The organism is Pseudomonadota bacterium, from assembly GCA_022361155.1.
Classification (GTDB): domain Bacteria; phylum Myxococcota_A; class Polyangia; order Polyangiales; family JAKSBK01; genus JAKSBK01.
In genome coordinates this window covers 1-15,426 of sequence record JAKSBK010000501.1, presented here as the reverse complement: position 1 = coordinate 15,426, position 15,426 = coordinate 1, and the positions used below count along the sequence as shown (strand labels likewise).

At 64.7% G+C, this 15,426-nt stretch carries 13 protein-coding genes; 4 read left to right on the top strand and 9 right to left on the bottom strand.

What is annotated here, in order from left to right; translation table 11 throughout:
* Positions 1-508, bottom strand: a 508-nt coding sequence (locus MJD61_18775) for a translation initiation factor IF-2 N-terminal domain-containing protein (GenBank protein ID MCG8557309.1), incomplete at its 3' end; no start/stop codon positions are given.
* Positions 505-954, bottom strand: a complete 450-nt coding sequence (locus MJD61_18770; protein ID MCG8557308.1) for a ribosomal L7Ae/L30e/S12e/Gadd45 family protein — start codon at positions 952-954, stop codon at positions 505-507. The genes MJD61_18775 and MJD61_18770, both read right to left, overlap by 4 nt.
* A gap of 103 nt (positions 955-1,057) precedes the next feature.
* Between MJD61_18770 and MJD61_18765 the strand changes: the two genes are divergently transcribed.
* Positions 1,058-1,237: a hypothetical protein gene (locus tag MJD61_18765; protein ID MCG8557307.1), complete on the top strand. Its 180-nt coding sequence runs from the start codon at positions 1,058-1,060 to the stop codon at positions 1,235-1,237.
* On the opposite strand, the gene nusA is transcribed toward MJD61_18765, so the two are convergent.
* The 3 genes from nusA to MJD61_18750 all read right to left on the bottom strand — a co-directional run bounded on the left by nusA (position 1,234) and on the right by MJD61_18750 (position 4,544).
* Positions 1,234-3,036 carry a transcription termination factor NusA gene (gene nusA / locus MJD61_18760; protein MCG8557306.1) on the bottom strand — a complete coding sequence of 601 codons (1,803 nt, stop codon included), beginning with the start codon at positions 3,034-3,036 and terminating at the stop codon, positions 1,234-1,236. The two genes, MJD61_18765 and nusA, sit on opposite strands and share 4 nt — an antisense overlap.
* A 26-nt stretch (positions 3,037-3,062) precedes the next feature.
* Positions 3,063-3,638, bottom strand: a complete 576-nt coding sequence (locus MJD61_18755) for a ribosome maturation factor RimP (GenBank protein MCG8557305.1) — start codon at positions 3,636-3,638, stop codon at positions 3,063-3,065.
* A 120-nt stretch (positions 3,639-3,758) separates the two neighbouring features.
* Positions 3,759-4,544 carry an NTP transferase domain-containing protein gene (locus tag MJD61_18750; GenBank protein MCG8557304.1) on the bottom strand — a complete coding sequence of 262 codons (786 nt, stop codon included), beginning with the start codon at positions 4,542-4,544 and terminating at the stop codon, positions 3,759-3,761.
* Between the two features lie 595 nt (positions 4,545-5,139).
* On the opposite strand from MJD61_18750, the gene MJD61_18745 reads away from it, so the two are divergent.
* Entirely contained in the window at positions 5,140-6,453 is a 1,314-nt protein-coding gene (locus tag MJD61_18745; GenBank protein MCG8557303.1) for an inositol-3-phosphate synthase, read from the top strand.
* A gap of 66 nt (positions 6,454-6,519) precedes the next feature.
* On the opposite strand, the gene MJD61_18740 is transcribed toward MJD61_18745, so the two are convergent.
* Positions 6,520-8,700 carry a protein kinase gene (locus MJD61_18740; protein MCG8557302.1) on the bottom strand — a complete coding sequence of 727 codons (2,181 nt, stop codon included), beginning with the start codon at positions 8,698-8,700 and terminating at the stop codon, positions 6,520-6,522.
* A 143-nt stretch (positions 8,701-8,843) separates the two neighbouring features.
* The gene (locus tag MJD61_18735) at positions 8,844-10,067 is read right to left on the bottom strand and encodes a penicillin-binding protein (GenBank protein ID MCG8557301.1); all 1,224 of its coding nucleotides are present in this window, start codon (positions 10,065-10,067) and stop codon (positions 8,844-8,846) included.
* A gap of 137 nt (positions 10,068-10,204) precedes the next feature.
* On the opposite strand from MJD61_18735, the gene MJD61_18730 reads away from it, so the two are divergent.
* Entirely contained in the window at positions 10,205-11,605 is a 1,401-nt protein-coding gene (locus tag MJD61_18730; GenBank protein MCG8557300.1) for a glucose-6-phosphate isomerase, read from the top strand.
* Position 11,606: 1 nt separating this feature from the next.
* Here the strand turns inward: MJD61_18730 and MJD61_18725 are convergent, their stop codons facing one another.
* Both MJD61_18725 and MJD61_18720 read right to left on the bottom strand, forming a co-directional pair.
* The gene (locus MJD61_18725; GenBank protein MCG8557299.1) at positions 11,607-12,764 is read right to left on the bottom strand and encodes an acyltransferase family protein; all 1,158 of its coding nucleotides are present in this window, start codon (positions 12,762-12,764) and stop codon (positions 11,607-11,609) included.
* Between the two features lie 239 nt (positions 12,765-13,003).
* Positions 13,004-14,056 carry an NAD-dependent epimerase/dehydratase family protein gene (locus tag MJD61_18720; GenBank protein MCG8557298.1) on the bottom strand — a complete coding sequence of 351 codons (1,053 nt, stop codon included), beginning with the start codon at positions 14,054-14,056 and terminating at the stop codon, positions 13,004-13,006.
* Positions 14,057-14,342: 286 nt separating this feature from the next.
* Between MJD61_18720 and MJD61_18715 the strand changes: the two genes are divergently transcribed.
* Positions 14,343-15,426 (top strand): LON peptidase substrate-binding domain-containing protein (locus tag MJD61_18715; GenBank protein MCG8557297.1); only part of this gene is annotated, 1,084 nt, incomplete at its 3' end.

The window sequence follows — 15,426 nt, the reverse complement described above, 5'->3', positions numbered from 1 at the left end:
CGGCGGGCTGTGGCGGCGCTGCGTCCTCTTGCGCCGCCGGCGCACGAGCTGCAGCCGGCACCTGAGCGGGTGGCGCTGCAGGAGCAGCCGGGGGCGGCGCAGCTGCGGGCGGCCCGGGCTCGACGAGCGCCGGCGCGGGGGCAGGCGAGGCGACCGCCGGGACGGTCTTCGCAGGGCTCTGCGCCGGAGCAGGCGACGCGGTTTTCTCGACGTTCACACGCTGCGGCACCACGTCCTTGTGCGCATCGAGACCCGAGCCGTTCGTAGCAGCCACGGGCTTCGGCTTGGCGACCTGACGCCGGCGAACCACAGTAGGCCGAATCCGCTCCTCCACCACGTTCTGGGCCTTTTCCTTCTCGAAGGCGCGCTTGACGCGTTCTGCATCTGCGGTGTCCAGCGCGCTCATGTGGTTGCGCACCTGAATCCCGAGCGAAGCGATCTTTGCCAGCAGCTCTCGGTTGTCGAGTCCCAGCTCCCTGGCCACCTCGTAGACGCGGGTCTTACTCATGCGCTCTCCGCTGATCCGGCAGGTGCTTCCGGCCCTCTTCCGTCTGACCCAGTAAGAAGCGCCCTCCGGTCTGACGCCAGCGCGATCTCACTGGCCAGGCCGGTGGCCAACACCGCCAGCATGGCCACCTGCTCGCGTCCCAACAACCGACCAAGGTCCTGCCTCGTTCCATGTACAATGCAACGTCTCCCGAGCCGCTGGGCTACCGCTCGTAGCTCATCACCGCCGCCAGCAGCATCCCCTGCTACCACCAGCAGCTGCACTTCGCCAGCGCGTATCGCCTTGCGGACTCGCTCGATGCCCGCTCGCAGCTTACCGGCGCGCTGAGCCGCAGCGATCAGGCCTTGGATGCACTGCTCGTACTGGGCGGCGGTGCTCGCCAGCAGCGCATCCAAGCTCGTTCGGACAGCTCCCCCCAGCGCCCTGTCCAACCCACCTGAACGCACTGCTCGCTCAAAACAACTGCGGCGGGGGTGAAGCGAGGCGCCACGTCCGGGCGCGCGGCGGCTCACGTCCGGAACAGGCGAGGGCGGGCTACCAGCGAGTACCATGCGCGCCAGCGCGTCACGAGCGTCACGCCGGCGGCAGCCCACACAAGTGCGCACCGGCGAGGCAGGAATAGACGATGCGGGAATAGACGATGCGGGAATAGACGATGCGGGAATAGACGATGCGGGAGCGTACATGGCTGACTGGCCGGATTCGGGCACGGGTCTGGATCCCCACTAGGCATCGGGTGACGGCGAGCCAGAGGGCTCCGGGGACTTGGTCGGATCGCCGGCAGGGTCGGCCGAGAGCGCTGCCACTGCGTCCGGCTTCGCAGGCTCGTCGTGCGCCGGGCTCGGCTCGCTGCCAGTCTCCTGCTGCGGCGAGCCCTGTGCGCTCGGCTGGTCCGGTGTCGCGGCGCTCTGTGCCGCCCTCAGCTCGTACACCCGCCGGCGCGCCTCGCTGACTCTGGTGCTTTCGTGTTCCATGTAGTGCGATATGCCATCGCGGACGGCTTGCGCCTTCTTCATCCCCAGGCCCGTCCGGATGGCGAGCCGGTCCACATCACCCTCTCTCGCCAAGTCCTCTATAGAACGGTAACCGGCTCCCTGCAGCATTTCGAGAGCACGGGGAGTCACCCCCCGCACCAACTGCAAGAGATCCCGATCCGAAAGCGGATTCGGATTCTGCATGGCATCCTCGATGCGACGCTGGCGCGCTCGCTCCATCGCCTCGAGCGCTGCTGCTTTTACAGCAGCGGCACTGTCCGTCGCGCCAAACCCCTGAATGCTGCTCAGCTCCTCACCGGGTGCTTCCGCTATTTCGTCAAGACTTCGGAACCCGTGCTTGTAGAGCGCCCGGGCCAGGCCCTCATCCACGCCTTCGATCTCGGCCAAGACCGCAATAGCCTCGGCCTCGATCTCACGGAACTTGGACTCTCCGATGACATCGAGCTTCCAGCCGGTTAGCTGCGAAGCCAATCGTACGTTCTGCCCCCTGCGGCCGATGGCGAGCGACAGCTTGTCGTCCGGCACCACGAGCTCCATTCCACCATGAGCCTCATCGATGATCACACGTGCCACTTCGGCTGGCGCAATCGCGTTGCATACGAAACGCGCCGGATCGCGATCCCACGGGACAATATCGATCTTCTCCCCGCGCAGCTCCTGCACGACGGCCTGGACCCGCGAGCCTTTCATGCCAACGCATGCACCCACAGGGTCAACGTCGGAGTCGCGACTGCTGACCGCGATCTTGGAACGAGCACCGGGCTCCCGCGCGGCGGCCACGATTCGGACGATGCCCTCGTAGATCTCCGGCACCTCCATGTCGAAGAGCTTGACCAGCAGCCCCACCTCGGTCCGCGATAGAATGATCTGGGGTCCGCGTGCGTCGCGATCGATGTTCTTCACGTACGCTACGATGCGATCTCCGGGTCGATACGTTTCGCGTGGTGTCTGCTCGCGGGCTGGCAGAACGGCCTCCGTGCGGCCGAGATCGACGATTATGTTGGATCCTCGCTCGAAACGGCGCACGATCCCCGTGATGATCTCACCTTTGCGGTCCTTGTACTCGTTGTAGATGATGTCCCGCTCGGCGTCCCGGACGCGCTGTATGATGACCTGCTTTGCGGTCTGGGCCGCTATGCGACCAAAGCCCGCCCGCTGTTGCTGAAGCATCAGCAGATCGCCAAACTCGCGGTCCTGCTGCTTGGCGCGCTCCGAGTCTTCTTTCAGGTAGAATATCTGAAAGCCGAGCTCTTCGCCCAGATCGGCCTCCAACGCATGACGCCTGGCGTCCGCGATCGACAGCTCTCGCTCGGCATTCTCGACCTGCTCGACGACCGTCATGTACTGGAACAGGTCAACTTGGCCGCTGTCGGCGTTGAATCTGGCCTCAAGCTCTCTGCCCGCACCAAAGGTACGCTTGGCAGCCGTCAGAATCGCCTGTTCCATCGTTTCGACGAGGATCTTCGCATCGATCCCCTTCTCGCGACTAACCTGTTCGATGATGTTTTGAAGGGATAGCGCAGCTTCCTGCATTGCTCTTACCTTTGCCGATACCGGTCCTACGATGGCAATGTATGCCCTGGGGACTCGCAGGGACTGTAAACGAGGTTGGCTTTCGAGATTTCCTGGAATGGAATCCTCACGCTATCGCAGCGATCCGCAGCGCGCTTTCGGGCGTTCGGGCCGACCAACCCGAGTTCGATCACGGTGCCGTCGACAGCGTCGATCGTGCCGCGGAAACGCCGACGACCTTCGATCGGCTGGCGAGTCTGAAGTCTGACTTCGCTTCCGACAAAACGAAGAAAGTGCTCTAGTGCAAAAAGCGGACGATCCAGTCCGGGGGAGCTCACCTCCAGGCGGTAACGTGCCAAAGGGATCAGGTCGGCGTGTACGTCGAGCAGCGTCGAGAGATCGCGGCTCACCGCCTGGCAATCGTCCAGCGTAATGCCAGCGCCCCGTGCCACCTCAGGCTGCTGCGATCTCGCGTGATCGGCGGGCAAGCGTTCGATCAGCACTCGAAGCACGGCACCCCCAGGCTCCCGTCTGGCCCGAACATCAAACAGGGCCACGCCGTGCGCGCTACAGATCGGCTCCAAGAGCGCGCGCAGACGGCTTTTCTGGGACCGTTCTTCCACCGTTACGTGTGTCTCAAACCAAAAAAAAAGCGGACCGGGAGGCCCACTCGTCTCAACCCCGCCACCTCTCCGTGGGGTCTACCATGCAGGTCATACAGCAGCAAGCAAACCGGTGCGGGCTTATGCGGGCTGGCTCGTGACGGGCGCGAGCGTCGCCGCAGCCGCTGGCACCGTGGGCCGATCGTGGAGCGAACCGTCTCGCAGCAGCTTCTCGGCGTAGGCGCAAGCAGCACTAGTATCAATATCGATCCATGATGCGTCACCTATGTCGACGGCACGCATCCTTCCCGACTCAGCAAGCCCTGCAACACCCTCGGAGAGGCTGCAGCCGTTGGGCCCCGACACCCTTCGCAGGGCTGACAAGAGCGCCGGGGTTACCAAGAAGACCCCCGTATCCAGGGCATCGTAGCTCGCCAGGCTCTTACCGATAGCGATGACCCGACCCGCCTCGGTGCGCACCTTCGTTGCGTCGTCCACATCGAAACAGCGGCCGATCGCGTAGTCCACGCCAAGCACGGCCTCCTCCCGCCCGAGAGGATAGCTCCTGACCTTCGCGAGCAGCCGAGGGGACCACAGGTGGTCGCTCATGAGAACCAAGGTGGGGCCACGAACGAAGTCCGCGGCCTCGAGCAGCGATGTTCCGTTGGGCAGGTGCCAGCGCGGGTTTCGGATGAAACCGAGTCGGAACGAGAATCGCTCCTTACGCACACGCGTCTCGAGCACATCCCCGAGGTAGCCGGTGACCACTGCCACCCGCCGCACCCCGCAACCTTCCAGCCCGCGAAGGACACGGACGATCAAGGGAACCCCGCTCACCGGCTGCAGCGGCTTCGGATAGGGCCTGCCCTCCACTAGCCGGCTTCCGCGTCCTGCCGCCAGAATGACCGCGCTGTGGTGACCGTTCACGGGGTGACCACGCTTGCAGAACGGCTTCCCAGGCGGTTTTCTGGGCGGCTTTCGTCCTCGGCCTCGCCCTGCGAAGTGCCACCAGTACTCCCCGGGCGATTCCTGCGGGCGCGCTCGCCCAGAAAACCGCCTGAAAACCCGCCTGAACGGGGCCTGAACAGTAACGCGCTATGCATGCCTTGCCATCACCTATCCGGCAGCGCCTGTAGCACGACCGCCACATGGCGTGGCGCAAGGGCAACAAGTCAAGGTCCGCGTTGCGGGGACCGGGATCCCAGCCGGCGGCTCGGAAATCCCAGCGACAGGTCCCATGGACGCCGCTGCCGGGGGTGGTTGCTAGCACGTTGCGTGCCGGCATACCATACCGTGCGTTGCCGTGGCTCCGGGTAAGGGCCCGCGCGACAACAACTCGTGTGTTTCGGCGAGGACTGGGCGCCGCTGGCGAGGCGCAAGGCAAAATCAAGACGCGCACGCAAGGCAGACAGCAAGAGACCACGATCCGGTTCTTGCCACGGCGTTCACCGTTTGATACGGAGCCGAACGCTCCCGACAAGAGCAAGACGCGGACAAGCAGCCCGAGGAGCAAAGGAGACCCATGAAGCAGCCCATAAGCGTCCAGCCAGCGTCGGGGAAACTCGGCGTACTGCTGCCAGGGATGGGTGCCGTGGGTACCACGTTTATTGCTGGCTGCCTGCTCGCGAGGCGCGGGCTCGCGATGCCGTACGGCTCGCTGACCCAAGTGGGGCGCATCCGCTTGGGCAAGCGCACCGACAACAAGACCCCGCTGGTGAACGAGTTCGTGCCGCTGGCGTGTCTGGACGATCTGGTCTTCGGTGGCTGGGATCTCTTCCCCCAGGACGCACTCGAGGCCGCGAGACAGGCGGATGTGCTGGGCTCCGAGCATCTATCGCAGGTGAGCGACGAGTTGCGCGCGGTCAAGCCCATGCGGGCCGTATTCTTCTCCGAGTACGTCAAGCGTCTGCGAGGTGAACACATCAAGGGCAGTCACGACAAGTGGCAGCTCGCCGAGGAAGTGCGTGACGACATTCGCCGATTCCGCAGGGATAATTCGCTCGAGCGCTGCGTCGCGGTGTGGTGCGGGTCAACGGAGATCCACCACGATCCTGCACCGGTGCACGCCTCGTTGGACGCCTTCGAAGCAGGTTTGAAGGCCAGCGATCCAGCCATCAGCCCCTCGATGGTGTACGCCTACGCGTGCCTGAAGGAGCAGGTGAGCTACTCGAACGGCGCACCCAATCTTACGACCGAGGTGCCCGCCTTGCTGCATCTGGCTCGTGAACAGCAGGTTCCGTTGAGCGGCAAGGATTTCAAGACCGGTCAGACGTTGATGAAGACCATTCTGGCGCCGGGGCTGCGACAGCGGCTGCTCGGGATCAACGGCTGGTTCTCGACGAACATTCTGGGCAACCGGGACGGCGAAGTGCTCGACGACCCGGATAGCTTTCGCTCCAAGGAGGTCTCCAAGCTGGGCGTGCTCGAAACCATCCTGCAGCCCGAGCTGCATCCGCAACTGTACGGGGAGATCCACCACAAGGTGCGCATCGAATACTATCCACCGCGTGGCGACCAGAAAGAGGGCTGGGACAATCTGGATATCTTCGGTTGGCTCGGCTACCCCATGCAAATCAAGATCGATTTCCTGTGCCGGGACTCCATCCTGGCCGCGCCCGTGGTGCTGGATTTGGCCCTCTTCATGGACCTTGCGCAGCGTGCCGGTCTAAGTGGGATTCAGGAGTGGCTCAGCTTCTACTACAAGAGTCCCATGACGGCAGAGAATCTGTATCCAGAAAACGACCTTTTCGTGCAGTCGATGAAGCTGAAGAACACGCTACGTTGGATCATGGGCGAGGAGCTCATCACACACCTGGGCCACGAGTACTACGATTAGGGTCCGCCCACGAACAACCCTTCCACGAATAACCAGATCGGCTGCAGCCGTGCAGGGCGGCCAACGCTACCCATAGCGCTGCAGGATGTGAAACCCCTTGTCGCTTTCGACGATGGGGCTGATGGCCCCGACATCAAGCGCTCGGGCCTGCTCTCTCAGCTCGGCAGGCAACCGAGACGGTCGCGTTCTTCCGAGGTCGCCGCCGCTGGCAGCGGCCTGGGGGTCGTCGCTCATCGTGCGGGCCGCGGACCCGAAATCGCAGCCGCCGGCATTGACCCTGCGATGGATGGCACTTGCCCGCATTTGTGCCTCCTGCCGAGTCCGCCCCGGCCAACGACCACCGCCGTCGCCGCAATACACGGTGATCGCTCGTAGCATCATCTCCTGGCTGTCGCTGTGCAGTGGCGTAGCTCGCGGGGCTGGCTCCTCTCTGCTCGGCGCACCCGGTTGCCCGCGGCCCTGCCCGCGTTCCACAGCTTCCGGATCACCTTCCAGCGCGTCCTCGATGGCTTCGCATAGCGATGCAACGTTCGCATCGCCCTGCAGCATGCGGCCGTTGACGACAAAGAGTGGAACGCCAAACCCCCCGGAGATTCGGTTGTTGTCTCGCTCGCGCTGTACGGGTGCCCGGTGGGCGCGCCGCGCAAGCTGAGCGCCGAGCGCTTCGACATCGGCTCCTGCAGCCGCAGCGCAGCGCTCGATGACCTCGGTGCTCAGAGACGGCTGTTGGCGCAGCATGAGCGCGTGGAACTTCCAGAAACCGTCCTCGCCACACTGGGCGTGAACCTCGTGGGCTGCCTCTGCGGCCTGCCACGACAGCCGGTCGTCGAAGCGCGGGTGGTTCTTCCACTGCACCCGCACGTAGTCGCCCCAATGAAGCAGCGCGCGCCGCAGCTCGGCGTGCGCATTGCGCGCTTGGGCAGACGCCAAGTCCGAAACCTCAACGATGGTCACCGGCGCGTCCGCCGGTCCAAAAGCCGGGGGCGATCGCTCGCCGTGCCGAGGTGGCACCGACGCCGCTCCGTATCGCGAAACGGGCGTCTCCGCCCCGGCGGCGTGTCCTGCGCGCTCGTTGCGCCGAGAGCTGCGCCGGGTGCGAATAGCGCCCAGCGATGTCAGTCCAAGCCCCACGACACAGAGGCTGCCTGCGAGAAGCTGGGCCAGGGACAGATTGGTGCTGCTCGCTGAAAACGCCACCGCTACTCCGCCGAGGACAATGAGGGTGCCCATCAGTGCAGGCACCAGGCTGGCCTCGGTCGCCGATCGCCCCTGCACCCCAGGCAGCGACTGCCGGGCCGTGCCGGAGGAAGGCCGGGAAAGGCGGGGCGCAGGCAGCGAAGAGCGGCGTGACGCACGCGAGGAGCGGCCGGGCAGACGCTCGCTGCTCTCGCGCATGGATGGGCGCCCGGACGGCAGCTGGCTACGCCGCACCGCAGGCAAGTCGTCGGGTTGCAGGCCGGGATAGCGTGGCGGCAGCGCCAGCACTCGCTGCACCTGTTCACGAAGCTCGCTCGCATCCTGCGGGCGCTCACCCGGCTTTTTCGCAAGGCATCGATCCACGAGCTGCGCGATTTCTGGCTCGAGATCGGGAATCAAGTCGACCAGGCTCACATGTGGCTTGGTGCATGACTTGACCACGATGTCGGGAAGGCTCTCGCCGTCAAAGGGTGGGCCGCCAGCAATGGCCTCGTACATCATCACACCCAGTGACCAGATATCGGCGGCGGCCGTGAGCCCCCGCGGGGTTCGCGCGTGCTCGGGGCTCATGTAGTGCGGGGTCCCAATGGAAGCGCCCGTTTGCGTGAGCCGCACCTCCGCAGCGTCCCGGGCGATGCCGAAATCGAGCAGCTTGACTCGCTCTTCGGGTGAGTCGGGCCGGCTGATGAAGACGTTGTCTGGCTTCAGGTCGCGATGCACACAGCCTCGGGCATGGGCCGCGGCCAGAGGCTCCAGGACGCGCTGAAGCTTGGCGAGCACTGCCTCGGCCGTTGGCTTGGCCCGCTTCACCCACTGGCCGAAGGTCTCGCCTCGAAGCAGCTCCATGGCGATGAAGAGTGCACCGTCCTGCTCGTCGCGATCCGCCTCGAAGATCTTCACGATCCCCGGATGCCCAATGTCCGTGGTAATGCGGGCTTCGCGGCGAAATCGTTCCACGGCATCGCTGTCGGCCTTGTGAATGCCGTGTAGGACCTTGAGAGCTGCCTCCTGGCCGGTCTCGAGGTGACGCGCCACGTAGATCGAGGCCATGCCACCGTCCGCCAGTGACGAAACGATTTCCCATCGCCCCGCAATGACGCGGCGGCGCGGCAGGTCGCTGCTGGCAGGCTCTGACACGTTCAGTTCAGTCCCCGTGTTGAATACGGAGCCCGCCCACGGAACTGTATGGGAATTCAGAGCCGGTCCAAAGGTGCGGAAACGGACGCGTGTGCCGCGGCGCGCGGCTTGTGCACGAGGTAGTAGCGTAGCGCCTCACGTGCCATGTAGCTCGCTTTGACGCGCCAGCGCGGTTCGTTGATCACCAGAGCGGCCACCGCCACCGAGGGTGCTGCGATCGGAGCAAAGCCAACCCACCACGTGTAGGCTCGGTACGGTGCAGACGAAGTGAGCGACCCGGTCTTTCCTGCCACTTCGATGCCAGGCAGGAACGCACGACCTTGCGGATCAAAAAAGGCCCCCCGCGCGGTGCCGTCCACGACGGTTCGTTGCATCATTCGGGCCAGTTGCTTGGCCGCGAGCCCACCGATCACGGAGCGGAAGGGGCGCGGAGCGTGACTGAACAGCTCGCGTCCCCGGCGATCGACGATGCGCTCCACCAGATAGGCCCTGGGCATCACCCCCTGGTTGGCGATGGTTGCGGCTATGAGCGCAGCGTGAAGGGGCGATAGATGAGAGTGCCAAAACCCCGCCGCGGTGCGCGCCAGCTCGAGGCGATCGGTCGGGAGGCTCAGGCGGCTGACGCGAGTCGGTACATCGAACGGCAGCGCGTGCCCGTAACCAAACGCGCTCGCGTAGCGTGCCAGCGTGCTTCGACCCAGATGGCGGTCAGCAAGCTTGGCAAACACTGAATTGATCGACTTGCCGAGGGCTTCTCCGAGATCCGCGCACTTCCGGTCGCGGGCACGGTTGTCGGCCAAATGCTCGGCGCTCAGGCCGCGCAACCCCCCATGGTAACAAGTACGGCGGGTAACGGAAACGCCGTTTTCCACCAGTGCGGCAGCGGTGATCAACTTGAAGATGGAGGCGCTGGGCGCGCTGGCGTCGCGTACGCGGTCGGCGGTGTCGCCCTGCTCGTTCGAGTGACTCACGTACGCGAGCACGCGGCCGGTCCCTGGCTCCAGGGCTACCAGCGCGCCGTAAGGCACCGAGAAGCGCTCATACAGCTTCGCTACGTGCTGCTGCAGTCCGCTGTCAAGGCTCAGAACGGCCCGCCTGCCCCGAGCTAGATCGGCGATACGCTTGTGCCCCAGCAGGCGGTGCTTGAGGGGCTCGAAGCCCTGCAGCAGATGGGGTGCCGTACCCGCGATCGAAGCGCTTCGGTCGACCGCCCGGGTGCCTTGCGCGCGTCCGTTCGCCAGGGCGGTGCCCGCCGCCTGCAAACACGAGAAAACGACCATCAAAGCGATCGGCCGCCCAAGGCGGCAGCGTCGCACACGCGGGCCCACGGATCCCGAGAACGGCATCGGGGACCAAATTAGGGGCAGCTCGTTCGAGCGGTCAACAAATCGGCGCTTCTGGGCTACTGTGCGTCGCCATGGTCAACAACGCTATTCGCATCGACTACGCACTGGCAATGCAGGCTGGCGTTGGAGCGGGTGCAGGACTCACCGAAGACGAGCTGGCCGCGGAAGCGCACGCGTTCAGCGTCGCTGCAACAAGCATCCTGACACGCGTCGATGCCGGCGAGCTCGGCTTCTGGCGGCTTCCGGACGCAGCGGGCTTGCTGGCCGACGTGCGTGGCGCAGCCCAGGATCTGCCGGAGACGATCCGCGACGTGCTTGTCCTCGGCATCGGCGGTTCGTCGCTGGGCACCCGCGCCCTGTACGAGGCGCTCGCCGAGCCCGCACTGCGACCACGCCGCAACACACGCGCGGCTGCCCGCCTTCACCTGCCAGACAACATCGACCCGTGGCTGCTGAGCGTCCTGCTCGACGAGCTCGAGCCCAGCGAAACCGCAGTGGTCGTCATCTCGAAATCCGGCGGAACCCTGGAAACGATCGCCCAATGGCTCGTGGTAAAGCCATGGCTTCACAAGGCTCTGGGAGGCGAACAGGCGACCAAGCAGGTGATCGTGATCACGGATCCCGAAAAGGGTCCTTTGCGCGAGCTGGCACGTGCGGAAGGTATCGCCGCTCTCGCTGTTCCAGCCAACGTCGGGGGCCGTTTCTCCGTGCTCTGTCCGGTTGGGCTTCTGCCTGCAGCGCTTGCGGGCATCGACGTGGCGCAGTTGTTGCGCGGCGCCGCAGGCATGGCGGCGCGCTGCCAAACGGAAGCGTTGCTGGACAATCCGGCCGGGATCCTGGCGGCCACCCACGTCCTGCAGCACCGGCTGCGAGGACGCAACGTCCATGTGCTCATGCCCTACGCCGATCGGTTGCGCGCGTTCGCCGCCTGGTACGTACAGCTATGGGCGGAGAGCCTCGGCAAGCGACGCAGTCTACAGGGCCGCTGGGTCGAGGCGGGGCCCACCCCGCTGCCGGCCGTTGGAGCCACGGATCAGCACGCCCAGGTGCAGCTCTTCATGGAGGGGCCGAGAGACAAACTGCTGACCTTTATCCATGTGGTGGAACAAGACAGGGACCTGCGGCTGCATGGAGCCGAGGACCGCTTCGGCTATCTGAACGGGCTGACCCTGGGCCAGCTGCTGGACGCCGAGCGCGAAGGTACGACGCAAGCGTTGGCCGGCGACGGTCGGCCGAGCATCACCATCAGCGTGCCGCGTTTGGACGCGGAACAGCTGGGTGCCCTTATCTTCCTGTACGAGGCGGCTACCGCCTTCGCGGGCGAGCTCTATGGCGTGAACACCTTCGATCAACCCGGGGTCGAGCTCGGCAAGCGACTGGCGTTCGGCCGGCTCGGACGGCGGGGCTACGAGCGGGACGCTGCCGCCGTCCAATCTGCCATCGCCGCACGCCCAACGAAATACCGGGTGTGAATCACACGAAGACCCTGTTGCCGCGCCGGCTCACAGCCTCGTTGACCAGACTCTGCACGTGCGTGCGGACCTTGTCGTTCAAGCGGCTGACAAGCACCGCGTCGTCCGCTGCGGCAGCGTCGTGGGATTGCAGGTCGGCCATGGGCTCGCCGAAGACGATCTGCCAGCGAGCCGGCAGCGGCAACAGACCCAAAGGACCAAGGAAAGGAAACAGCGGCGTCACCGGAAAAAACGGCATACCCAGCAGTCGAGATACACGCTCGAGACGCGACAGGACCGGGTACGTCTCCTCTCCTCCCACGATGGCGACGGGAATCAAGGGAACCGCGGTCCTGAGCGCCAGCCTGACGTAGCCGCCTCTACCGAAACGCTCAAGGCGGTGGCGCTCCGAGTACAGCTTGGTGATGCCCTTGATTCCCTCGGGGAACACAGCCACGAGGTGCCGCTGCCTGAGCAGACGTTCCGCATTCTGTTGGCAGGCGCGCACCGCACCCATGCGGCTCATGCATGCGCCCAAGAAAGGCACGTGAAACGCGTGATCCTCGATCAACCAGCGCAAGGCTCCATCGCGCGACTCACGCAGCGAGGTTTTCAGCATCAGCCCCTCCCACGGCAGCATCCCGGCGTGATTGCACACCAGGAGCGCGCCACCAGCGCTCGGCACGTTGTCCATTCCTGCAAGCGCGACTCGAAAGTAGCGACGGTGCAGCAGGTCGAGCACGGGCCGCATGCGCGCATCAAAAACCGCGTCGAGCCCGAACTCGTCCACGTCCTGGACGCCCTCGCTCGAGCGCGAGAGCCCCCACTGCCTCAGGTAGTAGTCGGTTGAGGCTATTTCGCGAGAGTTCACGAAGGCTTGAGCCATCCGTGCTTGACCTGACAGCCTCGTATCCTTGCCCCCCGCAAGGCGAAGCACCGATTGCACTGCGCGCCGCCGCGCCGCCGTGCCGCCAGGGGCATGCTCGACCTCACGCAGCAGCTGCTCCACCTCGCGCTCCAGATGCTGCAGCGCAACCTTCGATTCCGGAGCCGAAGCCCGAGTGGCTTCCGACCGCTGCCAGGCCTGCGCCTCCGAGACGTCCGAGCCTGCCTGCCTCGAGCCAACCCCCGCGCCGGATCCGGACACGGTATGCCGATCTTCCTCGCGCGTGGAGCTCACGACGGGTCGAGCCGCCTCACGCGCCCTCTTTCGGCGCACCGAAATCCGCTTCGTCTTTCGCGCGGGCTCGGCACCTAAAGCCGCCTTCCGCTCTGGGAGCGGCGGTGCGGCGCTGCTTTGGTCCCTGCTTTCGCCTGACGGTGGCTCGCGCGCGTGCGAAGCGCGCCTGGCGGAGGGACGCCTGCGGGTCCTCGGTTCTTTCCCAGGCTTGGCTGAGTCTGGCTCGTCGGCGTCCTGATTCACCCGCCCACCTCGTGGAGCAACCGAGCCTGCCGAAGTCGAAGAGCACCTCCGAAGTCCAGAGCCGCGTCTCGTGCCGTGAACGTCGGCACGAAGCCCAGCTCCTGCCGAGCCCGCTCGCCATCGGCCACGCACAAGAAGCGCAAGCATGGTTCGAGACCTGGCGGCGGTTCGACCAGATGGGTCGCCCACAGCAGCTTCAGTGCGGCCCGCAGCAAACTGGAAGGCAGCGGCAACTTGGCACGGCCGGCCAGCTTGAGCAGCATGGAGACCGGCAGGACACCACCGCTAACGACGTTGTACCTGCCTCGAACATCGCGGTCGATCGCTAGCTTGAGCGCAGCCAGTGCGTCCGCCTCGTGCACGAACTGAAGCAGTGGATCAAAGCCCAACGCGGTGATGACGAACCGCCTCGAGAGCCAGCGAGCGATGTAGTTGTCGACGGTAGGCCCCAGGATGTGTGCGAATCTGAGCGTCGTCACCGCACACTCGGGCAGCGAAGCAGCGAAACGATCGACCTGCCGCTCGGCGTCGATCCGGTCCATTACGAAATCGCAGCCCACGAGCCCCTGCGCCTGCTGGTGCTCGTCTATGAAGTTGGGATTGGATGGCAGCGCTCCATAGACCAACGTGCTGGAACCCAGCACGAATTTCGTAACACGGCGCTCCAGGCACGCGTTCAGCACGTGCATAGTGCCCACGCTCTGGAGCTCGTGAGCCCAGGGGGTCGCGTGACTGGGATTCGTGGGAAAAGCCAGGTGGACGAAGGTGCTGACGCCTTCCGCGTTGAGAATCTCCGTTAGCCGCGATGCTACGGCCGGGCTCGTCAGGTCTACCTGGTAGAAGCGTGTCTTGGCTCCCGCCGTTCGAGGACGTGCGATGTCAAGTGCGATCAACCGCTCGACGCCCTCGTCCTCCTCGAGCAGCCCCACCAGGTTGCGTCCCAGAAACGAGTTCACCCCCGAAACCGCCGTGACCTCGGGTCGTGCTGCACGCGAGGCTGCGAGCTTGCCATGGGCCGTTCCCGAGTGATTGTCGTTCTGGCCGCCCATCGTCATGCACCACGCGCAGCTTACCGCAGATTAAGTTCAGCCGATCGTTGGGTCAACCGACCCAGTTGACCGTGGGCCGCGCGCCGCCTGCAGGGCGCGAACCACACCGCACGACATGTGGCCGGCCTGCAAAACCGCGGCCCGAAAGAATCGCCCGCCTCCGGCGATCCAAAGGAGCGTCGCACGCACCAAGCCCTAGCTTGCACGAACCACGCACCATGACTATTGTGCAGATATACGCAACGATCACACGTGCAGTGCCCATTCCGCCTCACCCGGGAACCTTATGGACGACGAAGAGGAATACACCAAATTCGAGGTTGACGGCCAGGACGTTGAGATCGCGGACGAGCTGTCCCTGCTCCCGATTCGCAATGCCGTACTGTTCCCGGGCGCCGTAGCTCCGTTCGATGTAGGACGGGAGAAATCAGTTGCCCTAGTCGAAGACCTGGAAGGCCAAACGCAGCCTACTATCGCCATCTTCGCGCAACGGGATCCAGCGACCGATGACCCCCAGCAAAAGGACCTGTATCCCGTAGGCGTGGCAGCACGGGTGCTCAAGGCGCTCAAGCATAGCTCGGGCAACTTCAGCCTGATCCTGCAGGGGCTCGTGCGCGTGCGAATGGAAAAGGTCACACAGACCTCCGCCTTTCTGAAGGCGCGCGTGAGCAGGCTCGACGAGCCAAAGATGGAAGACGTAGAGACGGAAGCGCTGGCGATGAGCTTGCGCGACATCGCCAAGCAGGTGATCCAGCTCATGCCCGAGCTACCCCGCGAAGCCGCCTCCCTGATCGATTCCATCCAAGAACCAGGACAGCTTGCGGATCTGGTGGCTGCCAACCTGGATGCCCCAGTCGACGAGAAAGCCCAGCTTCTCGAGATGGTCGACGTCAAGGAACGAATTCGCAAGGTACTGCGCTTGCTAACTCGGCAGCTGGAGATCCTCAAGATGCGTGAACGCATCAACTCCCAAATCAAGGAGGAGATGGGGAAGAACCAGAGGGAGTACGTGCTCCGCCAGCAGCTGAAGGCGATCAAGGAAGAGCTGGGCGATGAGGAAGGCGATCAGGGAGACCTCGACGTACTCGAGGAGCGGATCGCCAAGGCGAATCTCCTGAACGAGCCTGAAAGTGTCGCGCGGAAGCAGCTGAAACGGCTGCGCGCAATGCAGGTTGGCTCCGCGGAGTACACCGTCGTACGCACGTACATCGACTGGATTCTGGACGTGCCGTGGAGCAAGGCCACCACGGACATGATGGATATCGCCGAGGTGCGCCGCATTCTCGATGAGGATCATTCGGGGCTTGAGAAGATCAAGAAGCGAATCGTCGAGTTCCTCGCCGTACGCAAGCTGAAGCCTGACAAGAAGG